This window comes from Bacillus sp. 01N45 (assembly GCF_056399205.1).
The window spans coordinates 54,944-77,384 of the sequence record NZ_JBFTQW010000012.1 but is presented as its reverse complement, the minus strand read 5'-3'; the positions used below and the strand labels follow the sequence as shown (position 1 = coordinate 77,384).

Annotated in this window: 27 protein-coding genes and 1 pseudogene; 20 read left to right on the top strand and 8 right to left on the bottom strand. The window is 36.1% G+C overall.

Annotated features, from left to right (window positions below):
* Positions 1 to 43: 43 nt before the first annotated feature.
* Entirely contained in the window at positions 44 to 1,177 is a 1,134-nt protein-coding gene (gene ald / locus AC1DMU_RS23460; RefSeq protein ID WP_001219390.1) for an alanine dehydrogenase, read from the top strand.
* Positions 1,178 to 1,228: 51 nt separating this feature from the next.
* Here ald and AC1DMU_RS23455 read toward each other — a convergent pair whose 3' ends face one another.
* On the bottom strand, positions 1,229 to 1,654 hold the full coding sequence (locus AC1DMU_RS23455) for a hypothetical protein (protein WP_087985399.1): 426 nt from the start codon (positions 1,652 to 1,654) through the stop codon (positions 1,229 to 1,231).
* Positions 1,651 to 1,914, bottom strand: a complete 264-nt coding sequence (locus AC1DMU_RS23450; RefSeq protein ID WP_142291820.1) for a helix-turn-helix transcriptional regulator — start codon at positions 1,912 to 1,914, stop codon at positions 1,651 to 1,653. The genes AC1DMU_RS23455 and AC1DMU_RS23450 overlap by 4 nt, the downstream gene beginning before the upstream one ends.
* Before the next feature lie 130 nt (positions 1,915 to 2,044).
* On the opposite strand from AC1DMU_RS23450, the gene AC1DMU_RS23445 reads away from it, so the two are divergent.
* The 6 genes and pseudogenes from AC1DMU_RS23445 (at position 2,045) to AC1DMU_RS23420 (ending at position 4,529) form a co-directional block, all read left to right on the top strand.
* A complete protein-coding gene (locus tag AC1DMU_RS23445; RefSeq protein ID WP_088064561.1) occupies positions 2,045 to 2,473 on the top strand; it encodes a hypothetical protein in 429 nt (142 codons plus the stop codon).
* Positions 2,474 to 2,517: 44 nt separating this feature from the next.
* Complete coding sequence (locus tag AC1DMU_RS23440) at positions 2,518 to 2,850, top strand: cupin domain-containing protein (protein WP_044584895.1); 333 nt, start codon at positions 2,518 to 2,520, stop codon at positions 2,848 to 2,850.
* A complete protein-coding gene (locus AC1DMU_RS23435; protein ID WP_088064560.1) occupies positions 2,847 to 3,635 on the top strand; it encodes a GNAT family N-acetyltransferase in 789 nt (262 codons plus the stop codon). Before AC1DMU_RS23440 ends, AC1DMU_RS23435 begins: the two co-directional genes overlap by 4 nt.
* Before the next feature lie 2 nt (positions 3,636 to 3,637).
* Positions 3,638 to 3,982 carry a DUF6176 family protein gene (locus tag AC1DMU_RS23430; RefSeq protein WP_088064559.1) on the top strand — a complete coding sequence of 115 codons (345 nt, stop codon included), beginning with the start codon at positions 3,638 to 3,640 and terminating at the stop codon, positions 3,980 to 3,982.
* Between the two features lie 103 nt (positions 3,983 to 4,085).
* A pseudogene (locus AC1DMU_RS23425) lies at positions 4,086 to 4,259 on the top strand (anti sigma factor C-terminal domain-containing protein); the annotation flags it as partial.
* Between the two features lie 63 nt (positions 4,260 to 4,322).
* Positions 4,323 to 4,529: a hypothetical protein gene (locus AC1DMU_RS23420; RefSeq protein WP_001248904.1), complete on the top strand. Its 207-nt coding sequence runs from the start codon at positions 4,323 to 4,325 to the stop codon at positions 4,527 to 4,529.
* A gap of 14 nt (positions 4,530 to 4,543) precedes the next feature.
* On the opposite strand, the gene AC1DMU_RS23415 is transcribed toward AC1DMU_RS23420, so the two are convergent.
* Positions 4,544 to 5,371, bottom strand: coding sequence for a DUF2785 domain-containing protein (locus AC1DMU_RS23415; protein WP_088064558.1), 828 nt, complete (start codon positions 5,369 to 5,371; stop codon positions 4,544 to 4,546).
* A 93-nt stretch (positions 5,372 to 5,464) separates the two neighbouring features.
* On the opposite strand from AC1DMU_RS23415, the gene AC1DMU_RS23410 reads away from it, so the two are divergent.
* Positions 5,465 to 5,839, top strand: a complete 375-nt coding sequence (locus AC1DMU_RS23410; RefSeq protein WP_142310773.1) for a hypothetical protein — start codon at positions 5,465 to 5,467, stop codon at positions 5,837 to 5,839.
* Between the two features lie 40 nt (positions 5,840 to 5,879).
* Here the strand turns inward: AC1DMU_RS23410 and pepQ are convergent, their stop codons facing one another.
* Positions 5,880 to 6,977, bottom strand: coding sequence for a Xaa-Pro dipeptidase (gene pepQ, locus AC1DMU_RS23405; protein ID WP_088064556.1), 1,098 nt, complete (start codon positions 6,975 to 6,977; stop codon positions 5,880 to 5,882).
* Positions 6,978 to 7,126: 149 nt separating this feature from the next.
* Here pepQ and AC1DMU_RS23400 point away from each other — a divergent pair, with 149 nt between their 5' ends.
* Positions 7,127 to 7,810 carry a metal-dependent hydrolase gene (locus AC1DMU_RS23400; RefSeq protein WP_060486546.1) on the top strand — a complete coding sequence of 228 codons (684 nt, stop codon included), beginning with the start codon at positions 7,127 to 7,129 and terminating at the stop codon, positions 7,808 to 7,810.
* A gap of 40 nt (positions 7,811 to 7,850) precedes the next feature.
* On the opposite strand, the gene AC1DMU_RS23395 is transcribed toward AC1DMU_RS23400, so the two are convergent.
* Entirely contained in the window at positions 7,851 to 8,012 is a 162-nt protein-coding gene (locus tag AC1DMU_RS23395) for a hypothetical protein (protein ID WP_060486545.1), read from the bottom strand.
* Positions 8,013 to 8,256: 244 nt separating this feature from the next.
* Between AC1DMU_RS23395 and AC1DMU_RS23390 the strand changes: the two genes are divergently transcribed.
* The 4 genes from AC1DMU_RS23390 to AC1DMU_RS23375 all read left to right on the top strand — a co-directional run bounded on the left by AC1DMU_RS23390 (position 8,257) and on the right by AC1DMU_RS23375 (position 11,471).
* The gene (locus AC1DMU_RS23390) at positions 8,257 to 9,570 is read left to right on the top strand and encodes a CBS domain-containing protein (protein ID WP_000201566.1); all 1,314 of its coding nucleotides are present in this window, start codon (positions 8,257 to 8,259) and stop codon (positions 9,568 to 9,570) included.
* 147 nt (positions 9,571 to 9,717) lie between these two features.
* Positions 9,718 to 10,041 (top strand): hypothetical protein, encoded by a 324-nt coding sequence (locus AC1DMU_RS23385; RefSeq protein WP_088064555.1) that lies wholly within the window; start codon positions 9,718 to 9,720, stop codon positions 10,039 to 10,041.
* A 135-nt stretch (positions 10,042 to 10,176) separates the two neighbouring features.
* Positions 10,177 to 11,118 carry a phosphotransferase enzyme family protein gene (locus AC1DMU_RS23380; protein ID WP_088064554.1) on the top strand — a complete coding sequence of 314 codons (942 nt, stop codon included), beginning with the start codon at positions 10,177 to 10,179 and terminating at the stop codon, positions 11,116 to 11,118.
* A gap of 89 nt (positions 11,119 to 11,207) precedes the next feature.
* Complete coding sequence (locus AC1DMU_RS23375; protein WP_142291818.1) at positions 11,208 to 11,471, top strand: DUF3949 domain-containing protein; 264 nt, start codon at positions 11,208 to 11,210, stop codon at positions 11,469 to 11,471.
* Positions 11,472 to 11,489: 18 nt separating this feature from the next.
* Here AC1DMU_RS23375 and AC1DMU_RS23370 read toward each other — a convergent pair whose 3' ends face one another.
* The gene (locus AC1DMU_RS23370) at positions 11,490 to 11,786 is read right to left on the bottom strand and encodes a YtpI family protein (RefSeq protein WP_088064553.1); all 297 of its coding nucleotides are present in this window, start codon (positions 11,784 to 11,786) and stop codon (positions 11,490 to 11,492) included.
* Positions 11,787 to 12,023: 237 nt separating this feature from the next.
* On the opposite strand from AC1DMU_RS23370, the gene AC1DMU_RS23365 reads away from it, so the two are divergent.
* Positions 12,024 to 12,956 carry a DHH family phosphoesterase gene (locus tag AC1DMU_RS23365; protein WP_087985387.1) on the top strand — a complete coding sequence of 311 codons (933 nt, stop codon included), beginning with the start codon at positions 12,024 to 12,026 and terminating at the stop codon, positions 12,954 to 12,956.
* A 51-nt stretch (positions 12,957 to 13,007) separates the two neighbouring features.
* Here AC1DMU_RS23365 and ytrI read toward each other — a convergent pair whose 3' ends face one another.
* Positions 13,008 to 13,511 (bottom strand): sporulation membrane protein YtrI, encoded by a 504-nt coding sequence (gene ytrI / locus AC1DMU_RS23360; RefSeq protein WP_046958744.1) that lies wholly within the window; start codon positions 13,509 to 13,511, stop codon positions 13,008 to 13,010.
* Positions 13,508 to 13,921: a sporulation membrane protein YtrH gene (gene ytrH / locus AC1DMU_RS23355; protein WP_073516695.1), complete on the bottom strand. Its 414-nt coding sequence runs from the start codon at positions 13,919 to 13,921 to the stop codon at positions 13,508 to 13,510. The genes ytrI and ytrH overlap by 4 nt, the downstream gene beginning before the upstream one ends.
* 42 nt (positions 13,922 to 13,963) lie before the next feature.
* On the opposite strand from ytrH, the gene dnaE reads away from it, so the two are divergent.
* From dnaE to pfkA, 6 genes are all read left to right on the top strand, one after another.
* Positions 13,964 to 17,290, top strand: coding sequence for a DNA polymerase III subunit alpha (gene dnaE, locus AC1DMU_RS23350; protein ID WP_088064551.1), 3,327 nt, complete (start codon positions 13,964 to 13,966; stop codon positions 17,288 to 17,290).
* Positions 17,291 to 17,423: 133 nt separating this feature from the next.
* Positions 17,424 to 18,632 carry an NADP-dependent malic enzyme gene (gene ystJ, locus AC1DMU_RS23345; protein WP_161796084.1) on the top strand — a complete coding sequence of 403 codons (1,209 nt, stop codon included), beginning with the start codon at positions 17,424 to 17,426 and terminating at the stop codon, positions 18,630 to 18,632.
* A gap of 14 nt (positions 18,633 to 18,646) precedes the next feature.
* On the top strand, positions 18,647 to 19,291 hold the full coding sequence (locus AC1DMU_RS23340) for a FadR/GntR family transcriptional regulator (protein WP_000204434.1): 645 nt from the start codon (positions 18,647 to 18,649) through the stop codon (positions 19,289 to 19,291).
* A gap of 185 nt (positions 19,292 to 19,476) precedes the next feature.
* Positions 19,477 to 20,346: an acetyl-CoA carboxylase, carboxyltransferase subunit beta gene (gene accD / locus AC1DMU_RS23335; protein WP_000942866.1), complete on the top strand. Its 870-nt coding sequence runs from the start codon at positions 19,477 to 19,479 to the stop codon at positions 20,344 to 20,346.
* Positions 20,334 to 21,308, top strand: coding sequence for an acetyl-CoA carboxylase carboxyl transferase subunit alpha (gene accA, locus AC1DMU_RS23330; protein ID WP_000818786.1), 975 nt, complete (start codon positions 20,334 to 20,336; stop codon positions 21,306 to 21,308). The genes accD and accA overlap by 13 nt, the downstream gene beginning before the upstream one ends.
* Positions 21,309 to 21,436: 128 nt before the next feature.
* Positions 21,437 to 22,396, top strand: a complete 960-nt coding sequence (gene pfkA, locus AC1DMU_RS23325; protein WP_000821162.1) for a 6-phosphofructokinase — start codon at positions 21,437 to 21,439, stop codon at positions 22,394 to 22,396.
* The last annotated feature ends 45 nt before the right edge of the window (positions 22,397 to 22,441 follow it).

Here is a 22,441-nt window from a genome sequence, read left to right as displayed (position 1 = left end):
AAATGATTCAGGGGTCATTTCATAACTCAAGGGGGAACTAATAATGCGTATCGGTATTCCAACAGAAATTAAAAACAATGAAAACCGTGTGGCGATGACGCCAGCGGGAGCTGTACATTTAGTACAAAATGGTCATGAAGTTTTTGTTCAAAAAGGAGCAGGTATAGGATCAGGCTTTACAGATGAAGAATACGTACAAGCTGGTGCGAAACTTGTTGAAACTGCTGAAGAAGCATGGAATCAAGATATGGTTATGAAGGTAAAAGAGCCAGTTGCAAGTGAATACGGCTATTTCCGCGAAGGTTTAATTTTATTCACATACTTACACTTAGCTCCAGAACCAGAATTAACGAAAGCATTAATTGATAACAAAGTTGTATCAATTGCATACGAAACAGTGCAATTAGACAATCGTTCTTTACCATTACTTGCACCTATGAGTGAAGTAGCTGGTCGTATGTCTGCACAAATCGGTGCACAATTCCTTGAGAAAAACAAAGGCGGTAAAGGTATTTTACTTGCAGGCGTTCCAGGGGTAAAACGTGGCAAAGTAACAATTATCGGCGGTGGTCAAGCTGGTACAAACGCAGCTAAGATTGCAGTAGGTTTAGGTGCAGATGTAACAATCATCGACTTAAGTGCAGAGCGTCTTCGTCAACTAGATGATATTTTCGGTAACCAAGTAAAAACGTTAATGTCTAATCCATACAACATTGCAGAAGCTGTAAAAGAATCTGACCTTGTTATTGGTGCGGTATTAATTCCAGGTGCAAAAGCGCCAAAACTTGTAACAGAAGAAATGATTCAATCAATGGAACCAGGTTCTGTCGTTGTAGATATCGCGATTGACCAAGGTGGTATTTTCGAAACAACTGACCGTATTACAACTCACGACAACCCAACTTACGAAAAACATGGCGTTGTTCATTATGCAGTTGCTAATATGCCAGGTGCGGTTCCACGTACATCAACTCTTGCATTAACAAACGTAACAGTACCATATGCAGTACAAATTGCGAACAAAGGTTACAAAGATGCTTGCTTAGGCAACACTGCATTATTAAAAGGTATTAACACATTAGACGGATATGTAACATTCGAAGCAGTTGCAGAAGCACACGGTTTACAATATGCTGATGCGAAAGAGCTTCTTGAAAAAGCTCCTGCTTTATCATAATAGAAATACATGTAAGCCCCTCCTTTTGTAAGGAGGGGCTTTTTGCTTGGATTAATTGTCTAGTTTCTTTACAATTTTCAATCCGAACATCATTGTAAAGAAAAGAATGCCGAATAAGTAATACAAGGCATACTCAACTCGTATCATCGAATTTTTGTCAGTGATATATAAAATAAATAGTATCGCAGAACCGATTAAATGAGAGAGACCAAAAATTTGCGCCATAAGTTTTAAACTCATCTTCTCGATTCTTTCATCCATCTCAGGTAATGGATATTTTTCGGGATCGCTCTTTTTTTTCTTAAAGAATATTTGTTTCACTACGAATAGTATCGAGTCTAAGAGTATAAATACGCCAGCGAATAGAAGGACAGAAGTAATTTTTTCTTCATCATTACTAGTGAAATAAAGAAAAGTTGAACCTAACAATAAAAAGGTAAGATGCGAAATGAACTTTTGATTAAAAGGGTTTTTCATTCTTTTTCCTCCCCAGTTTTATCTAATTGAAATAAATCTTCTACTTTACAGTTGAAAAACTCACATAATTTCAATGCTAATTCTAAACTCGGGTTGTATTTATTCTTCTCGATAGCGATGAGGGATTGTCTAGTGATTTGAACAGAGGAAGCTAATTGTTCTTGGGTGATGTCTCTAATGACGCGGAATTGTTTCACCTTATTTTTAATCAAATATACAAAGTCTCCTTTTTGTAAATTTGTTACATTTGTTATATCCATTTTTAGGTAATAAGTAAATAAAACTTTACAAAAAGTAAACAAAACTTTACGTGAAATATAGCTTGTTATAATGTTATTTTTTGTGATAATTTGGAATTAAATGAAAAAAGAAGTCGGAAGAGGAGATTCAATGGGGAGTAAAAAGAGGAAGAAAAGGCAAGTTAAAAGACAAAAGTATATGAAGAAAAAACAGGAACAGAACATACCTCTATCACAAAAAATAGTCATTATGATAGAGAAAACATTTCGGTATATTTGTATGGCTCTGTATGTAATTTTGTGTCTTTATTCAGCTAGGGTGTTTTACAGTTTTGGGATAACACCCAATATTATTGAGAATGTTTTTGGGTATCTCCTTGTCGCAATAGAGCTAGTCTTATTCTTTATATTATTTAATAAAGTGTGGCCTAGTTATGAAAGTAAGAACGATAAGCAAAGAAAAATGAGAAAAAAATCTTCAGATGCTTCAAGCTCATCAAGTGGATTCGGTGACTACAGTAGCAACGATTGTAGCAGCTCAAGTGATAGTGGAGGAGATTGCGGAGGTGGTGGAGACTAAGTTGTTTTTTCAGAAGAACGACTAATGAAAGGGTGGGACGAAAGATGGAAACTGTGAACTTAATAGAATTAACAAAGGACATTCAAGATCAACATAAAAACTTCGTCGTTTCAAATGTAAATAGTCATTGCTTACGAATCGCTGTATTTACTGGTGAATATGATTGGCACTATCATTCTAATTCGGATGAATTATTCATTGTGCTAGAGGGAGAATTACTTATCGATTTTGAAGATAGAGAAACAGCAGTTTTAAAGCCGAATGATTCTATCTTAATTCCAGCATGCACGATTCATAGAACGAGAGCATTAAAGAGAACAGTAAATCTTTGTTTTGAAAATATAGAAGCTGATACGATTAAAGTGGAGCAGTTATGAAAAAATTATCTGTAGCTGAGTATAGAAAAATCTTTCCGATTTTAGAAAGTCATACAAAAACGACGACGTTTGCTTATGCGGTATGTGATCAAATGATAGATGGTGAAGTTTTTACAAACGAGAAGTTAACAGCAGGGTTAATTCGTACAGCTAACGGTATCTATTATGTATTTGGTGATACGGATGATCACAATTATAACGAATATTTATTTGCGTATTTAAAAATGGCTATTGAAAAAACAGAGAAGAGATTTACATTGTTCACTTCGAGTGACGAGTGGGAAATGAAGTTAGAAGAGCGTTTTAGTAATACACTTCGGAACATCCTGCGAATGAAATTTCAACGAGAAATTTTTGAAGAGAGAAAACGAGATGCAAACAAAAATACATATGAAGTGAAGCGTATTGATAAAAGTGATATAGAACGAAGCAATGAATTTACAGAGGTGTATTATAAAGAATATTGGGGATCAACTGAAGCATTTTTAAATAATGGCTTTGGATTTTGTATAGAACAAGATGGGATGATTGTAGCTGAATGTGTTTCGATATTTAATGGGAATGGATTTGCTGAAATTGATATTGTGACGCATGAATCATATCAAGGAAAAGGATTAGCACAAGCTGTTGCAACGCGGTTTATTGAACATTGCATGCAAAATGATATTACACCGTGCTGGGATTGTTATGTAGACAATATTCCTTCGCAAAAACTAGCTAGTAAATTAAGTTTTAATCATCCAATAGAATATAGATTGTTTGTACGCAAGAAAACGGGGGAATAAAAATGAATGTAGAGTTAACGAGATTCAAAGTGAAACAAGGTAAAAGTCAGTGTGTAGATGCATGGATGCAGCTTCTTAATGACAATATGAAAGAAGTGCTTTTGACACTAAACGACGAAAAGATGTACGTTGAGACAATTTTCCGGGAAATAAGAGATGGAAAAGAATACTTATATTGGTATTCTGTGCAAGGAGAAGGCGGGGCTCTTGTCGAAAATTCTCATCATGAAATTGATAAAAAGCACTTAGAATTTTGGCATGAATGTATTGATGAAGAAGCACCATCTGTTGATATGAAAACAGAAGTCGTTATGATTCAAGATGTTGTGAAGGAAGCGATGAAATAATAGAATAGTATTTTTGAGAGAAGCACATCAAGGTAGGTGTGCTTTTTATTTTGAAAAAAAATTTGAAGAAAAGCTGTATTTAGATATCTTTAAGTGAAAATAAGGGGGGTATCAAAAGTATTTTAGGGAAAACTATAATGAGATGAAAAACTTTGTAGTAAAAGACTTATAAATATACGGTGTAGTTGTAACAGGTAAAACAGAGGATTTACAAAGTTTACAAGGAGCACCGTATATTAAGGCTGCTGTTAGAGGTGTAACAGTTGAGAAATATTGATTACAAGAGATTAATGTGAATAATCAGAAAATTTATGTTATAATATGGGAAAAGGAGGTTAATATGAGGCAAATACATGGAGCAATTTATATTTACATAACAATGTTTTTCGTGGCGATATCTTATGGATTAGGGCACGTGTATTCGCATCCTATACTAACTTTTTTAAGCGGAGCATGTATGGCGTTTGCGATTCTTGTCCACCTTTTCTCAGTTTGGATCGTGAAATTTCAATTAAATATTAGTGAAATAGAAGAAGGCACTTTTTGAGTGGCCTTCTTTTTTTAATAATATTTTGGAAGCTCTCGTAGCAATTTTTCAATTTCGCATTCGGTTTCTTCACATATAGAAAGTGTACGTAGTCTGAAAAATAAGCTGCGTAGGAAAGATTTTATATTTCCGTATAGAAACTCGTATGATTCAATATGTAGTGTTTGTTTTTGGGCTGGTAATTGAGCTACTAAGTCATGAAGGGCTAATATGAGTACGTCTTCCTTTAGACTATTTTGTAGCATTGAGACAATCGGATAAACGAGTCGCTCGTCTTCTTCATATTTGTAGTAAATAGAATGGACACAAACTTTGTTTAATAAAGTTTGTAATATTTCTTCGTAATGTAAAGTTTCCAGTTTAGGACTACGAACAAGCGCTTCAAATGTATCAGTAGCATGAGCGATACTATGTGCCCAGCCGTGGTCTTGAACATATCCACGGAAATCATGTTCATTGTTCATATATAGAATCAATTGATCTTTTACAGTTAAAATATCATTCTGTGATAAGAAATTATATTTTGTATCAGCATCAATAATGAGCGCAAGTAATAATGTCGTAAATGCGCGGGTAAATACAGCATCTTCGTCATCCGAATGAATTTTATACAATAAATATTTTTCACTCATGCTTTCTAATAATAGTTTCTCTAATTGTGTGTGTGAAATGTAGTCCTTTTTGATGAGATGAAAAAAAGTAGAGTAAATAAGTTTGTCTCTTAAATAGCTATCAGTAACACCGATATGCTCAAGCATATTGGAGCTTAAAGAATCAATGTTAAGTGTGTTATCCAATATGTAATTATTATTACGAATTTTTTCTAACTGTTGTTGTAACATATAAACCTCCTATTTTAGAAAATTCTGTATTTTAATAGTATAATAAAAGGAAGAAATAGACAATAAATAAATGCTTTTGAATGGAGGGGCATGATGAAGAGAGCATTAGTCTTTTTTATAAGTATTTTCTTTTTAGGGAGTTGTTCGATTTGGTATGTTACTTTTTCTAGCGAGAGCAAAAGTTGGACGGGGCAATATAAAGGATATATTAAGGACGACAGTGAAGATGGAATGTTTACGTTTCAGTATAAGGGCGGGGATGGGAATACAGAATTTAAAAATTTAGAGATTGCTATTAATGGATCCTTTGGCACAATGACACAAACGTCAGAAAATCATAAAGGAGCAAAGGTTGAAATGAAGTCTTCTTGTGTCAGTTGTACGCCCCTATCCAAAGATGAACCGATAGCGGTTGTGATTAAATGGGATGATAAGTATGAGGAGAAGATGGTGTTAAATTTGAAATAGTAGAGAAATAAAAAAGGCAGCAATCACGCTGCCTTTTTTATTATTTCACAAATTGTAATTCTTTCGGGAATTTCGTTAAAATTTCTGACCCGTCTTTTGTGATGTAAATATCATCTTCAATACGAACGCCACCTACGTTTGGTACGTAAATACCTGGCTCGATTGTGAAGACCATACCTTCTTTTAATGGAGACTCGTTACCAGCTTTTACATCTGGATATTCGTGTACGCTAATTCCAAGTCCGTGACCAAGGCGGTGTGGGAAGAAGTCCCCGTAACCTGCATCTGCGATAACAGAACGAGCAGCGTTGTCGATTGCGCCAAGTGTAACACCTGGTTTACATGCTTCAACTGCTTGTAGTTGTCCAGCAAGTACAGTGTTATAAATGCGAGTTTGTTCTTCAGAAATTTCACCGAATGCCACTGTACGTGTAATGTCAGAGCAATAACCTTCAATGATTACGCCTAAATCAAATAGTACGAAATCGCCGCGTTTCATTTTATTTGCACCTGGAATACCGTGTGGAAGAGCAGAGTTTGCACCTGCTAATACCATCGTATCAAATGACATTTTATGTATGCCTTTTGTTTTTAATTCGTGTTCAATAATTGCTAATACTTCTAGCTCACTACGATCTTCTTTTATTGCATTTACACCAACTTCAACAGCGTAGTCCGCCATTTTAGCTGCTTCGCGTAAAATAGAAAGTTCTTTTTCATCTTTAATTAAACGAAGTTCACGAACTTTTTCCTCAGCTGATTTGAAAGCTGCATTTGGGAATAACTTTGTTAATTCTTCGTAGCGTTCTACGTTTAAATGTTCTTTTTCAATTGCAACTGCATTTGCATTGACGCCGCGGTCTTTAATTGCTTTTGCAATCATATCCCATGGTCTGTCAGTATCAGTAAATCCGATAATTTCATGTGCCCAGCCAGCGTTACGCGCTTGACCTTCTTCCATTTTAGGGCAAATTAAAATAGGCTCTTTTTCTTGGAATACAAACATACCAAGAAGTCTTTCATGTGGTTCACAGTGGAAGTTTGTCATGTAGAAGACGTTCGGTGTAGAAGTTAAGAACGCAGCTTCTACGTTTTTTTCTTTTAGCCATTGCATTAAATTTTCTAATCTAGCATTCATCGATTGGCACCCCCGAGATATTTAATTACAAATATAACTTTACATCGGAAGAAAGCGTTATGACAAGTAAATAGATGTTAGAAAAGACAGGGAATTGAAAAATCATGTAGAATAAAAAATGAGAATGTGAATAGGGGAGGAATGTAGTAATGAAAGTATCTTATCACGGGCATTCAGTTGTAAAGATTGAAACGAATGGAAAAGTGATTTTAATTGATCCATTTTTAACTGGAAATCCGACAACGGATTTAAAGGCTGAAGATGTCAAAGTAGATGTAATTCTTTTATCGCATGGACATGGTGATCATGTTGGAGATACAGTAGAGCTTGCGAAGAAAAATAATGCAGTTGTTGTGGCACCATTTGAACTAGCGACATTTTTAAGTTGGCAAGGTGTAAATACACATCCGATGCATATTGGTGGTTCGCATGAATTTGACTTCGGAAAAGTGAAGTTTACACAAGCATTCCACGGTTCTAGTTATATTGATGAAGAAAATAAGACGATTACATATACAGGTATGCCAGCAGGTATTTTATTTACAGCAGAAGAGAAAACTGTATACCATGCAGGAGATACCGCTCTATTCTCTGATATGAAATTAATTGGGGAACTGAATAACATTGATATAGCATTCTTACCAATTGGCGATAATTTCACAATGGGGCCAGAAGATGCTGTTTTAGCAGCAAAATGGGTTCAGGCGAAAACTGTTGTGCCGATGCATTACAATACGTTCCCAGTAATTGAACAAGACCCATATCAATTTGTAGAAAAGCTACAAAATTGTACAGGAAAAGTATTAGAAGCTGGAGAAAGTATTACACTATAGAAAAGAAACCCTTCATTTGAAAAGACAAGTGAAGGGTTTTTTACGTGTGTAGGACAGCTTTTAAAGGTTGTACTTGTTTTGATGATTTTTTTCTTTTTGGAAGTGGCTGTTCAGGTGTTTCATTCAATTCCATTGCAACTTTTTTTCCATCTACGAAAGCTAAAAATACAGCACCTACAACTTCTAATAATTTTTTCATCATATATCCGCTCCTTTGTTTCATTTCTTGTCTTCATTGTATATTGAAGCGGCTGGACAAACTATCGAACGAGATGACAATACCATTACATTGTTGTAATAGAAGAAGTAGTGTAATGTAAGGCGTATTTTGTTATAAAAAAAATAGTACAGATATATAAAGAGAGAGTGTAACAGTTTTGAAAATATAGTATACTGAAAATACAACACATGAAGAATTTAGGGAAAAGAAAGTATGGTGAAACCATTTGGCTACCAAGCATAACCAAATTTTAGAACATATTAATGGCCTGCCAGTAGGGCATAAAATTTCTGTAAGGCAAATTGCGAAAGATTTGAGTGTAAGTGAAGGGACAGCTTACCGTGCAATTAAAGATGCAGAAAATAAAGGATATGTTAGTACGATTGAACGTGTCGGAACAATACGAATTGAACAAAAGAAGAAAGAGAATATTGAAAAGCTGACATATGCAGAAGTCGTTAACATTGTCGATGGTCAAGTACTTGGGGGCAGAGAGGGCCTACATAAAACGTTAAATAAATTCGTAATCGGGGCAATGAAATTAGAAGCGATGATGCGCTATACAGAAGCTGGAAACTTACTTATTATCGGTAACCGTACGAACGCACATCAATTAGCGTTAGAAGCCGGAGCTGCGGTATTAATTACGGGCGGATTTGATACGGAAGATCATGTGAAGAAATTAGCAGACGAATTAAAACTGCCGATTATTTCAAGTAGTTACGATACATTTACAGTTGCGACGTTAATTAACCGTGCAATTTACGATCAGCTTATTAAGAAAGAAATTGTCCTCGTTGAAGATATTTTAACGCCAATTGAAGAGACGTTATATTTAAAGCCGAATGATACAGTGCAGCAATGGCATGCGTACAATGAAGAAACGATGCATGGACGTTATCCAATTGTTGATGAAAATAAAAAGGTGTTAGGTATCGTAACTTCAAAAGATATGATTGGTGTCGTGAAAGAAACACCAATTGATAAAGTGATGACAAAGCATCCAATTACGGTAAACGGTAAAATGTCTGTCGCAGCTGCAGCACGTATGATGGTGTGGGAAGGTATTGAGTTACTTCCAGTTGTTGATGAAGGAAATAAACTGCAAGGAATTATTAGTCGTCAAGATGTACTTCAGGCGCTACAAATGATTCAGCGTCAACCACAAGTCGGCGAAACAATCGATGATATTGTAACGAATCAATTTATGACGCCGAAAGAAGCGAAAAATGAACATTTATATCAATTTTCAGTGACGCCGCAAATGACGAATTCAATCGGAACGTTATCTTACGGTGTATTCACAACAATTGTGACGGAAGCAACGAATCGCGTTATTCGTGCGCAAAAGAAGAGTGATTTAATTGTTGAGAACTTAACAATTTATTTCGTAAAACCAGTTCAAATTGACAATGTTGTATCGGTTCATCCGAAAGTATTAGAAATTGGACGTAAATTTGGTAAGGTTGATGTAGAAGTGCATCATGAAGGTAATGTTGTCGGGAAAGCATTACTTATGGTGCAGTTGATCGATAAGTAAAAAGATGGAGCAGACCGCTTTGGTTTGTTCCATTTTTTTATTTAAAAGGATAGAAACAAAAATAAATAGCGTATCATTTCATATGTATAATAAAAATACTGAAAAATTCGAAGATGCGGAAATGGCATAGCGATAAGGAGGAAGTGAATGGGCGGAATCATTTTCTTTTTAGTGGTCGTATGTTTCATCATTATTCATGTTTTAACGCATAGAAGAATGAATGCTATTAAAAAGAGGTTGTATTTTGTAAGTTTGACTCTTGCTAGTATAGGTGCCTTGATTCCTATATCAGGAGAAAATGAGCCGGATTTTCTTTACTTTGGTGTACCAGCTGAAACGTTTGTTTATTATGGTGTGTGGGAATGTTGGTTTAATCCATTAGGTTTTTTCTTTAACTTTATTTTGTTTTATTGGATTTTGAAGCTATTGTTTAAGTTACGTAAGAGTTCGGATAGAGAAGTGAAAAAATAGAAGGATATGTATGAGTACGGATAGAAAATTGGTTGTTAGTTGATAAGAAAGCTTACGCTACTAATCATTAAGAGATAATAATAGTGTAATTGGATAGGGAAACTACGCTTCACTATATGAACTAGGGGGAGAAGAATGGATTTTTACATTAAAGAGCAGTTATGTAAGCAATATAATTTTAATAGTTTTACGAAAGTTTCATTGTTACATGGGGGAGAAAATCAAACATATATATTAGAATCGGACAAAAATAAATTTGTAGTGAGGCAGTATAGAGAGGGACGTTATACAGCCGAGCAAATAGAAGCTGAAATACATTGGTTAATAGCGATACAAAAACAAATGTTAGTACCAGAAGTAGTTGTCAATAAATGTGGTGATTTAATCACACCTATTATGAAAGATGAAGGGAATATCCAGTATTTTGTTGTCTTTAGGTTTATAAACGGAAGTGAAATTTTAGAACCAAGGGATAGGGACTATGAAAAACTCGGATCATTAATGCGAAAGTTTCATGAAAAAACAAATGAAGTGCTCAAAAGAGTGCCGCAAACTTGGAGAGGTTATGAAAGGCCTATATATAGTGAGCAAAAGATAATCCACGAGCCTTTACAACGATTACTAAATGCTTCATTTCTATCGCATGCGGATAAGCATAAATGCATAAGAATTGCAGAAAGAATACAAGAACTCGCAAATTCAACTCAACTAGGAGAAAAACAATTTGTTCACGGTGATATGCATTTTGGAAATATTCTTGTAGACAAAGAGGATTGGTATTTACTTGATTTTGATGAATGTGGATTTGGGTATAAAGAGTTTGATATTGGTGTTCCGAGATTGCATTTAATTGCTTCGGGACAGTTAGAAGACGTATGGGAGAATTTTATGATGGGATATGGGGAAAGTATTTCAGAACCAGCCATTCGACTTGGGACTGCTTCGAGAATTTTTTATATGGCGGGAAAGATTCCATTAAGGCTTGATATCGAGCCTATTAGAAAAGATCCCGGTGCTTTTATTCGGCGATATGTTCAGTATGCTGAAGAGGAATTATGTGGTGAGACAATTGTATAACTAAAAAACAGAATATTAATTTAATTAGAATTTATACTATGTTACAATTGAATTGTAAGGAAATGGATTTTAGGAAGGTGGTATGCAATATGTCATCAGAAGTGCTCTTCTTTGGTGGAATCGCACTATTTTACTTTCTTGTGATGATACCGTTTCAATATTTATATTTACAAGGTTTACATGAAAAAAAGAAACGAACAGGATTATCTCAGCGAGAACTATATGAAAAAATGTCTTTTGAAGAAGAACAATTACATTTTCATGTACAAGGCAACCCCTTTAATATACCTTCTGCTTTTGTTGCATATATGATTTTAAAAGTTAAGGGACGTAAAAAAGCATCACAATGTTGATGCTTTTTTTGCGCTGATTCAGACAGATTTAGCTTCTTCAACTGCTAATGGTAAGAAATGTTTGTATTGGCGAAATCCATTAAATACACTTGCACTACCAAATAGAACAAATAAAACACCAACGATAATTCGAGCGGTTGAAAGTTCTAAAAAGAATTGGTTTATCCCAAAGAATAAGACGAATGAACCAAGTGCCATTGCGGATTTTCCTGAGAGCCAACCTTTCTCCATTGGGCGGTTTGTACGAAAGTATTTTGTTTTGTAGAAGAGGTACAACATAAATGAGACGATAATACAGAAGACTAATACTGGCATAATGCACGCTCCCATCGCTTTGTGAAAAATAATAGTAGAGAAAAAGAAATATCTAAACTTTCTAACTTTTATTATAAAGCAATTGTTCGCATGTATGAAATACTTTCCGTTATAATGGAGGATAAAGTGAAACTTTAATTAGTGTGAGGATGTTTCTACGCTAATGATCTGCCCGCACCAATCGGGCTTTTACTGCACGTTAAAGTGAAGAAGTTGAGTAAAAAGGAGATTATACATATGCATGAGCAAATTTTAAGAGCAATTAAAGAGTTTGATACAATTATTATTCATCGTCATGTGCGTCCAGATCCAGATGCATTAGGTTCACAGGGAGGTCTTGGTACAATTCTACAAGAATCGTTTCCAGAGAAAAATATTTATACGGTTGGGTACAATGAACCTTCACTAGAATATTTACGAGTAATGGATGATATTGAAGATAGTGTATATGAAAATGCACTTGTTATCGTATGTGATACTGCGAACCAAGAACGTGTTGACGATCAACGCTATGCAAAAGGGAAGATGTTAATTAAAATTGATCATCATCCGAATGAAGATCCGTACGGAGATATTACGTGGGTAGATACGACAGCAAGTTCTACAAGTGAAATGATTTATGAGTTTTACAGTTATGGAAAAGATAAAGGATTACAGATAACGAAAGAAGCAGCTCGTCTTATTTTAGCGGGTATTGTTGGGGATACAGGTCGTTTCTTATTCCCGAATACAACAGCGAAAACACTTCGTTATGTAAGTGAGCTTGTTGATATGGATGTGAAGTTCACAGATTTATATAATGAAATGTATAAGACGAAAGAAAAGATTGCTCGTTTAAACGGCTATATTTTACAAAACTTTACGATGGTAGAAGAAGGAGCAGCTTACATTAAATTAACGAAAGAAGTGTTAGAAAAGTTTGATGTACTTCCTTCTGAGGCATCCGGTGTTGTTGGAGCACTTGGTAATATTGATGGATTAAAGTCGTGGGTTCTATTTTTAGAGGAAGACGATGTGATTCGTGTTCGTCTTCGTTCAAAAGGACCAGTGATAAATAAATTAGCAATGCAATATAATGGCGGAGGGCATCCGATGGCTTCTGGTGCAAAAGCATCTTCTTGGGAAGAAGCGGATCGTCTTTTTGCTGATTTACGTGAGTTGTGTAGATAAGAGATTATATATGAGAACGAAAAGAAGGAGCGGCGCTAAAGCCCTCCTTCTTTATTTTTCTTTCTCTATCGTAATGCTAATTTCAAGCACTGTATCAAAAGATATCGTATCGACTTTGAAACGGTATAGCCGATCGTAATGTTTGTACGTTTTGTTTTCGATTACCTTTTTGAGTAGGTCTTTATTTTTTGCTATACTTTGAATGTTTTTCGTTAAAAGATGTTGGAGGTCATTATGGATAGACGTAGTCATATTTTCGAGTGTAAGGTTGTCTAAATCGTATTTTTCTCGATTTATAAGTTTTATTTTAATCTCTTGAATAGTTAAGAGGCGTTTATTTTCTGTATTCAATTTTTCTTGATCTTCGAGAAGGACGTGGAGCTTTGCTTCTTGTTTTTCTATAATTTCTCGTTGCTCTGCTATTTTACTAGCTTGTTCTTCTTGAAAAACACCGTATATGTACAAAAAAACAAACCAGCTCAACACGCCTCCAACAGCAGCACCAGCTAAAACTAAATACCATTTTTTTGCTGTATTGGCACTTGGTACTCTCATACATGTTCCTGCGTTAGCCATTTAATAATGGTAAGACCTGTTTGCATACCACCCGTTGCGAAAAAAATAAGGAGAATTTGTTTTACAATATCTTTCATATCTCCGCCAAAGAAACTTCTTTCAAAGCTATAAAAAGTATCAAATGTTCCGCCAATTGCTGCAACGAGTGCCCAGATTCTTAAATTTTGAGCGAATTGATTAATGTAAGTTAGAGTTGGTTTTCCGATAAGAAATGCACCAAATCCACCAATTAATGAACCACCAAGTATCACCCCAAAGGCAATAAAATAACTAATAATAAGCAGAGAGAAAAAAGTATGTTCTCTTACATCCATCGTCATTCCCCTTTCTTCTTCATATATATGGACAAAGTATAAGAAGTATGTTTTGATTTCCGCTTTCCTCATCACCTATAATAAAAGTAGTCAGATTGGTAAAGAGAGGGTACAACAGTGAAGTTTGTGCATTTACAATGTCAAACCGTTTTTAGTTTATTAAAAAGTGCTTGTAAAATTGATGAGCTTGTAGTCAGGGCGAAAGAACTTGGTTTTTCGTCACTCGCTATTACGGACGAAAATGTTATGTATGGCGTTATTCCGTTTTATAAAGCATGTAAGAAACATGGTATACAGCCTATTATCGGCTTAACAGCTTCTATTTTTAGTGAAGAAGAGGAAAAATCTTATCCGCTTGTTTTACTTGCTGAAAATGAAATGGGCTATCAAAATTTATTAAAGATTTCTAGTAGCATTATGACGAAGTCAAAAGAAGGTATTCCGAAAAAGTGGCTTGCCCATTATGCGAAAGGATTAATTGCTATTTCACCAGGTAAAGATGGGGAAATTGAACAATTATTATTAGAAGACAAAGAGAGTCAAGCTGAAGAAGTAGCTCGCATGTATCAAAGTATGTTCGATAATTTTTATATGAGTTTGCAGCATCATGCGATTCAAGATGAACTGCTCCTGCAAGAGAAATTACCTGCATTTATGAGTAGGATAAATGTTCCAGTCGTTGCAACAAACGATGTACGCTACATCAATCAAAGTGACGCACTTGTTCATGAGTGCTTATTATCTGTTGAAAGTGGAACGAAAATGACTGATCCAGATAGACCAAGGTTGAAAACTGATCAATATTATTTAAAATCATCAGATGAAATGGAAGCACTATTTTCTCACGTAGAAGAAGCGATTTATAACACAATAGAAATTGCAGAACGTTGCAGAGTAGAAATACCGTTTCATATAAATCAATTACCGAAATTTCCTGTTCCAGCTAACGAGACGAATGATATGTATTTACGCCGCGTTTGTGAAGAAGGCTTGCAGAAACGATATGGTACGCCGAAAGAAGTACATATAAAGCGTTTGAATCATGAATTAAACGTTATTTCTAGTATGGGGTTTAGTGATTATTTCCTCATCGTGTGGGATTTTATGAAGTATGCGCATGAAAATCATATTTTAACAGGACCAGGACGTGGATCGGCAGCCGGCTCACTCGTTTCTTACGTGTTAGAAATTACAGATATTGATCCGATTGAATACGATCTATTATTTGAAAGATTTTTAAATCCTGAACGTGTGACACTTCCAGATATTGATATCGATTTTCCAGATATAAGACGTGATGAGATGATTCGATATGTGAAAGATAAATATGGTCAGCTGCGTGTTGCACAAATTGTAACGTTCGGGACGCTTGCAGCGAAAGCGGCAATTAGAGATATTGCGCGTGTAATGGGGCTTCCGCCGCGAGACATTGACATATTCTCAAAACTTATCCCATCAAAGCTTGGTATAACGTTAAAAGATGCATATGAGGAATCGCAATCACTCCGTGAGTTTATACAAGGGAATCTGTTACATGAGCGTGTGTTTGAAATTGCAAAACGTGTAGAAGGCTTACCACGTCATACGTCTATTCATGCAGCTGGCGTTATTATGAGCCAAGAGCCGTTAACCGGAAGTGTTGCAATACAAGAAGGGCATAACGATGTGTATGTTACGCAATACCCAGCTGATGCATTAGAAGAACTTGGTTTGTTAAAGATGGATTTTTTAGGATTACGTAATTTAACGTTACTTGAAAATATTATAAAGTTTATCGTGAAAAAGACGGGGACACAAATTGATTTAAGAAATTTACCACTTCAAGATGAAAAGACGTTCCAATTGTTAGGTAGAGGGGATACAACAGGTGTATTCCAGCTTGAATCAGGTGGTATGCGAAATGTACTTCGCGGGTTAAAACCGAATGAATTTGAAGATATTGTCGCTGTTAACTCGTTATATAGACCAGGACCAATGGAACAGATTCCAACCTTTATTGAATCAAAGCACGGAAAAAGAAAAATTGAATATTTACATCCGGATTTAAAGCCAATTTTAGAAAGAACATACGGTGTAATTGTATACCAAGAACAAATTATGCAAATTGCGTCGAAGTTGGCGGGATTCTCGCTCGGAGAAGCAGATTTATTACGCCGAGCAGTGAGTAAAAAAAATCGTGATATTTTAGATCAGGAGCGTAAGCATTTTGTACAAGGCTGTTTACAAAATGGTTATGACGAGACATCCGCAGAGAAAATTTACAATTTAATTGTAAGATTTGCGAATTACGGTTTTAACCGAAGTCACGCTGTAGCCTACAGTATGATTGGATATCAGCTTGCTTACTTAAAAGCGAATTATACGCTGGAATTTATGACAGCATTATTATCAAGTGCAATTGGAAATGAAGATAAGATTGTGCAGTATATACGAGAAACGAAGCGGAAAGGTTTTCACGTTTTGCCGCCGTCTCTTCAGAGAAGTGGTTACAATTTCCAAATAGAAGGTAATGCGATACGTTACAGCTTACTTTCAATTCGAAACATCGGAATGGCTACAGTGACAGCATTACTCGAAGAACGAGAGAAAAAAGTATTTGAAGATTTATTTGAATTTTGTCTTCGCATGCCATCAAAGTTTGTAACAGAGCGAAATTTAGAGGCGTTCGTCTGGTCTGGGTGTTTTGACGATTTTGGTGTTTCGAGAACAAATTTATGGAAAAGCCTTAAAGGAGCGTTAGAGTACGCAAATCTTGCACGTGATTTAGGAGATGCTGTTCCAAAATCAAAATACGTGCAAGGAGAAGAGCTCTCTTTTATTGAACAGTTAAATAAAGAGAAGGAAGCACTAGGTTTTTATTTATCAAGCTATCCGACAGCGCAGTATGTGAAGTTAGCGAAAGAATTAGAAATTCCATCTCTTGCTCAGGCAATGCGACATAAGAAAAAAGTACAAAGGGCTATCGTGTATATAACAAGCGTGAGAGTGATTCGTACGAAAAAGTTGCAAAAGATGGCGTTTATTACATTTTGTGATCAAAATGATGAAATGGAAGCAGTTCTTTTCCCTGAAACATATATACATTTCTCAGATAAGTTACAAGAAGGAGCAATTGTTTTAGTTGACGGCATGATTGAGCTTAGAAATCATAAGTTGCAATGGATTGTAAATGGACTATATCCGTTAGAAGAAATGGATGTGTATGAAGAAAAGAAAGATGCATCTGTTTACGTGAAATTGTCGTCTCAGTATGAGAAAAAGCTTTTAAATCAGGTTACTAAAATATTGTTTGACTATTCAGGTTTTGCGAAAGTACTAATTTATTATGAAAAGGAACATAAAATGGTACAATTGTCTCGAAGTTTATCGATTCATCCAAGTGAAGAATGTTTAGGAGCACTTCGTGAAATTGTCGGGGAAGAAAATGTAGTTGTGAAAATATAATGGACAATTTCCCTACACTTCGATTATTATAGTAGTAGTGTTCGTGGTCAGACCACTTGGAGAAATTGATATCAGCTAGAATAATTTGAGGAGAGTGGATAGTTTGTCAACACTTCGTGAAGAAGCACTTCACATGCATAAAGTGCATCAAGGAAAATTAGAAACTGTATCAAAAGTAAAAGTAGAAAATGCAAAAGATTTAAGTCTTGCATATTCTCCAGGGGTTGCAGAACCTTGTAAGGAAATTTATGACGATAAAAGTAAGGTATATGAATATACGATGAAGGGAAATATGGTAGCAGTTGTGACAGATGGAACGGCTGTACTTGGTCTTGGTAACATTGGACCTGAAGCATCTCTTCCAGTAATGGAAGGTAAAGCTGTATTATTCAAGAGCTTTGCTGGTGTAGATGCATTCCCAATTGCCTTAAATACAAACGATGTAGATAAAATTGTTGAAACTGTAAAATTAATGGAGCCAACTTTTGGCGGCGTTAACTTAGAGGATATCGCAGCACCAAACTGCTTCATTATTGAAGAACGTTTGAAAAAAGAAACAAATATTCCTATCTTCCATGATGATCAACACGGAACAGCTATCGTAACAGTAGCAGGTCTTGTGAACGCGCTAAAATTAGTTGGAAAGAAAATGTCTGACATTAAAGTTGTCGCAAATGGCGCAGGTGCAGCAGGTATTGCAATTATTAAACTTTTATATCGCTATGGTGTACGCGACATTATTATGTGTGACCGTAAAGGCGCAATCTATGATGGTCGTCCTACAGGTATGAATCCGGTGAAGGATGAAGTTGCAAAATATACAAATAAGAATCGTATTGAAGGTTCTTTAGCTGACGTTGTACAAGGTGCGGACGTATTCATTGGTGTATCTGCAGAAGGTGCATTAACAGAAGAGATGGTTCGTACAATGAATGACGATGCAATTATTTTTGCAATGGCGAATCCAGTTCCAGAAATTATGCCAGAATTGGCAAAAGCAGCGGGCGCAGCTGTTGTTGGAACGGGTCGTTCTGACTTCGCGAACCAAGTAAATAATGTACTAGCGTTCCCTGGTATTTTCCGTGGTGCACTTGACGTACATGCGACACAAATTAACGAAGAAATGAAGATGGCAGCTGTACAGGCTATTGCTGAGCTTGTAGCAGAAGATGAGTTGAATGCAGACTATATCATTCCGGCACCGTTTGACGCGCGTGTAGCGCCTCAAGTGGCAGCTTACGTTGCGAAAGCTGCAATGGAGACAGGAGTAGCTCGCCGTCAAGTAGATCCAAATGAGATTGCTGAGAAAACAAAACAATTAGCGCTGATTGGTAAAGAATAAGCGAGGAATTTCCATTGACATCATCAAATACAAAAGTATATCTCGAAATTGTAAAAAAAATCCGTTCCATTATGGAAGAAGATGGATTGGTGGCGGGGGATCGTTTGCCGTCTGAGCGTGAGTTAAGTTCACGTTTAAACGTAGGGCGTTCCTCTGTAAGAGAAGCATTGCGTGCTTTAGAACTGGTAGGATTGATTGAAACGAGACGTGGTGAAGGGACGTTTATTCGAAACTTTTACGATAACGGTCTTGTACAATTGATTGCGCCGTTCTTGCTGCAAGATGAGAAAACAATTCGTGATTTATTACAAACAAAACGATTGCTTGAGAAAGATATGATTCGAATTGTATGTAATTTGCCGAAAGAAACGTTTTCTAAAGTGTTAAGAAAATTAAATCAAGTGCTTGAAGAAAATGAAAACTCGATTCCAATGCTTCATCAAACGTTCTTTAAAACACTCATTGAACAAGTCGATAATTATTTACTATATCGCATTTGGATGATCGTAAATGATTACGTATCAACTCTTTCTTGTGAAGTTTCAGGAGATTCTATCGATATGTATAGAAAGCTTTATGCTACTTTGGAAGAAAAACAAGAAAATGATGCACTAAAAATTTACGATGAATTAGTAGAGAATATACAGTTTCACTCGTAATGTATAAAATTTGTCGAAATGACCATGACACGTTATGACAAACATTCTATCGCGTAGCGGTTAAAGTTAAACGTAAAGAGTGAGGTTATTAGACAGATTGAGAAGATAAGGCTAACATCAAACTTTGGTGTTAGCCCAATTTTCTTCTTGCGCTAACCTTAGCTCTCAACGAAGGGGGTCAAATTGTGCTAAGAGATTTATTCGTGAAAAAGAAAAAGTACGCTGCAATACCTTCAGAACAAGTACGAAAAGATGTACCGGATGGTGTTATGACAAAATGTCCGAAATGTAAAAAAATCATGTATACGAAAGAGCTTCTAAAAAATTTAAAAGTATGTGTGAATTGTGGATATCATCATCCTATGAATGCATGGGAACGTCTTGATAGTATATTGGACGAAGGGTCATTCCGTGAGTATGACAAAGAAATGGTTTCATTAAATCCACTCGAGTTTCCAGGATACGAAGAGAAACTAGAGAGCGATCGTAAGAAGACTAAATTGAACGAAGCGGTTGTAACTGGTGAAGGAACAATTGATGACATGCTTGTTGTTGTTGCAGTAATGGATTCTCGTTTTCGAATGGGCAGCATGGGCTCTGTTGTAGGAGAGAAAATTGCCCGTGCAGTTGAAAAAGCATACGACTTACAAGTTCCATTTATTATCTTTACTGCGTCGGGTGGTGCCCGTATGCAAGAAGGGATATTAAGTTTAATGCAAATGGCAAAAACAAGCGTAGCTTTGAAAAAGCATAGTAATGCAGGAGGGTTATTTATTTCTGTTATGACTCACCCAACGACGGGCGGGGTTTCAGCGAGTTTCGCTTCACTTGGTGATTACAATCTTGCAGAGCCAGGTGCACTTATCGGATTTGCTGGTAGACGTGTAATTGAACAAACAGTGCGTGAAAAACTACCGGAAGATTTCCAAACGGCAGAATTTTTATTAGAGCACGGTCAATTAGATGCGGTTGTGCATCGTGATGATATGAGAGAATCACTCCGTAAGATTTTAGAAGTTCATCAAGGAGGGGAAATGGCTGTATGGCAGAGCTAGAATTTGAGAAACCAGTTGTTGAGCTAAGAAATAAGATTCGTGAACTGAAAGACTATACGAAAAACAGCCAGATGGACTTCAGTGAGGAGATTCGTATTTTGGAAGACAAGCTAGAAAAATTAGAGGAAGATATATACGGCAATATGAAAGTATGGGACCGTGTTCAAATTGCTCGTCATGCAGAACGACCGACAACGCTCGATTATATTGAGCACTTATTTACTAATTTTTTTGAATGTCATGGAGATCGCCTATTTGGCGACGATGCAGCGATTGTCGGCGGCATTGCGAAATATAAGGGGATGCCTGTAACTGTAATTGGGCACCAACGCGGAAAAGATACGAAAGAAAATATTCGTCGTAATTTTGGGATGCCTCATCCAGAAGGATATCGAAAAGCACTGCGTCTAATGAAACAAGCGGAAAAGTTTAATCGTCCTATTATTTGTTTCATCGATACGAAGGGAGCTTATCCTGGTAAAGCAGCTGAAGAACGTGGACAAAGTGAGGCGATTGCCCGTAATTTATTTGAAATGGCGGGTTTAACGGTACCTGTTATTTGTATTGTTATCGGTGAAGGTGGTAGTGGTGGTGCGTTAGGTCTTGGAGTAGGAGATTACATTCATATGCTGGAAAATTCCACGTATTCTGTTATTACACCAGAGGGTGCGGCGGCAATTCTTTGGAAAGACGCTGGTAAAGCAAAAGAAGCTGCAGAAGCGATGAAAATTACAGCATTAGATTTGAAAGAATTAGGTGTAATTGACGAAATTATTCCAGAGGCAAAAGGTGGAGCGCATCGTAACATTTTAAAACAATCAGAAAATATAGATTTAATGCTTAAGAAAACTTTTGAACAATTAAGCGGAATTTCGAAAGATGAATTAATCGAAAAACGTTATGAAAAATATATGAAAATTGGGCAAGTTTCGTTTTCAAACGCTTCCATTGGGATAAAATAATAAAAGCGTGCGTTCCTCTTCGCGAATGCACGTTTTTATTATGAAAAGACACATCTTCTCCATTGTGTTTTTATATTTTTTCGTGTTATTTTATTATAAGGCAAATAATCTTTATGAGGTGAGTACAAATGAAACGTATTGGTGTATTAACAAGTGGTGGAGATTCACCTGGTATGAATGCTGCCATTCGTGCAGTTGTTCGTAAAGCGATTTTCCATGATATTGAAGTATATGGTATTTACCATGGATACGCGGGTTTAATTTCTGGTCATATTGAAAAATTAGAACTTGGTTCTGTTGGCGATATTATCCACCGTGGTGGTACGAAATTATATACAGCAAGATGTCCTGAGTTTAAAGATCCAGAAGTACGACTAAAAGGTATCGAGCAATTAAAGAAACATGGTATCGAAGGACTTGTTGTTATTGGTGGAGATGGCTCTTACCAAGGTGCTAAAAAATTAACTGAACAAGGATTCCCATGTGTTGGTGTACCAGGTACAATCGACAATGATATTCCTGGAACAGACTTCACAATTGGTTTCGATACAGCTTTAAATACTGTTATTGATGCAATTGATAAAATTCGTGACACAGCTACATCTCATGAACGTACATATGTTATCGAAGTAATGGGACGTCATGCTGGAGATATCGCATTATGGGCTGGTTTAGCTGATGGTGCCGAAACAATCTTAATTCCAGAAGAAGAGTATGACATGGAAGATGTTATTGCTCGTCTGAAGCGTGGTAGTGAACGTGGTAAAAAACACAGTATTATCATTGTGGCTGAAGGTGTTGGAAGTGCAATTGACATCGGTAAGCACATTGAAGAAGCAACAAACTTTGATACTCGTGTAACTGTATTAGGTCACGTACAACGTGGTGGATCACCAAGTGCACAAGACCGTGTATTAGCAAGTCGTCTTGGCGCAAGAGCAGTTGAATTATTAATTGCTGGTAGAGGTGGACGCTGTGTAGGTATTCAAGATAATAAACTTGTTGATCATGATATTATCGAAGCGTTAGCTCAAAAGCATACAATCGATAAAGATATGTATCAATTATCTAAAGAATTATCCATCTAATCGGCTTAATGTCGGATATTTGGGAACGGTTTCATAATTTTCGGA

Coding starts and splice junctions, on each gene's coding strand:
- AC1DMU_RS23455 (WP_087985399.1), bottom strand. CDS start 1,654: ATGAAAAACCCTTTTAATCAAAAGTTCATTTCGCATCTTACCTTTTTA.
- AC1DMU_RS23400 (WP_060486546.1), top strand. CDS start 7,127: ATGAAAGTATCTTATCACGGGCATTCAGTTGTAAAGATTGAAACGAAT.
- AC1DMU_RS23385 (WP_088064555.1), top strand. CDS start 9,718: ATGGGCGGAATCATTTTCTTTTTAGTGGTCGTATGTTTCATCATTATT.
- AC1DMU_RS23365 (WP_087985387.1), top strand. CDS start 12,024: ATGCATGAGCAAATTTTAAGAGCAATTAAAGAGTTTGATACAATTATT.
- accA (WP_000818786.1), top strand. CDS start 20,334: ATGGCAGAGCTAGAATTTGAGAAACCAGTTGTTGAGCTAAGAAATAAG.
- ald (WP_001219390.1), top strand. CDS start 44: ATGCGTATCGGTATTCCAACAGAAATTAAAAACAATGAAAACCGTGTG.
- AC1DMU_RS23440 (WP_044584895.1), top strand. CDS start 2,518: ATGGAAACTGTGAACTTAATAGAATTAACAAAGGACATTCAAGATCAA.
- pepQ (WP_088064556.1), bottom strand. CDS start 6,977: ATGAATGCTAGATTAGAAAATTTAATGCAATGGCTAAAAGAAAAAAAC.
- AC1DMU_RS23410 (WP_142310773.1), top strand. CDS start 5,465: ATGAAGAGAGCATTAGTCTTTTTTATAAGTATTTTCTTTTTAGGGAGT.
- AC1DMU_RS23420 (WP_001248904.1), top strand. CDS start 4,323: ATGAGGCAAATACATGGAGCAATTTATATTTACATAACAATGTTTTTC.
- ystJ (WP_161796084.1), top strand. CDS start 17,424: ATGCATAAAGTGCATCAAGGAAAATTAGAAACTGTATCAAAAGTAAAA.
- AC1DMU_RS23450 (WP_142291820.1), bottom strand. CDS start 1,914: ATGGATATAACAAATGTAACAAATTTACAAAAAGGAGACTTTGTATAT.
- AC1DMU_RS23395 (WP_060486545.1), bottom strand. CDS start 8,012: ATGATGAAAAAATTATTAGAAGTTGTAGGTGCTGTATTTTTAGCTTTC.
- AC1DMU_RS23445 (WP_088064561.1), top strand. CDS start 2,045: ATGGGGAGTAAAAAGAGGAAGAAAAGGCAAGTTAAAAGACAAAAGTAT.
- AC1DMU_RS23430 (WP_088064559.1), top strand. CDS start 3,638: ATGAATGTAGAGTTAACGAGATTCAAAGTGAAACAAGGTAAAAGTCAG.
- AC1DMU_RS23375 (WP_142291818.1), top strand. CDS start 11,208: ATGTCATCAGAAGTGCTCTTCTTTGGTGGAATCGCACTATTTTACTTT.
- AC1DMU_RS23415 (WP_088064558.1), bottom strand. CDS start 5,371: ATGTTACAACAACAGTTAGAAAAAATTCGTAATAATAATTACATATTG.
- pfkA (WP_000821162.1), top strand. CDS start 21,437: ATGAAACGTATTGGTGTATTAACAAGTGGTGGAGATTCACCTGGTATG.
- AC1DMU_RS23435 (WP_088064560.1), top strand. CDS start 2,847: ATGAAAAAATTATCTGTAGCTGAGTATAGAAAAATCTTTCCGATTTTA.
- AC1DMU_RS23370 (WP_088064553.1), bottom strand. CDS start 11,786: ATGCCAGTATTAGTCTTCTGTATTATCGTCTCATTTATGTTGTACCTC.
- AC1DMU_RS23380 (WP_088064554.1), top strand. CDS start 10,177: ATGGATTTTTACATTAAAGAGCAGTTATGTAAGCAATATAATTTTAAT.
- ytrI (WP_046958744.1), bottom strand. CDS start 13,511: ATGAGAGTACCAAGTGCCAATACAGCAAAAAAATGGTATTTAGTTTTA.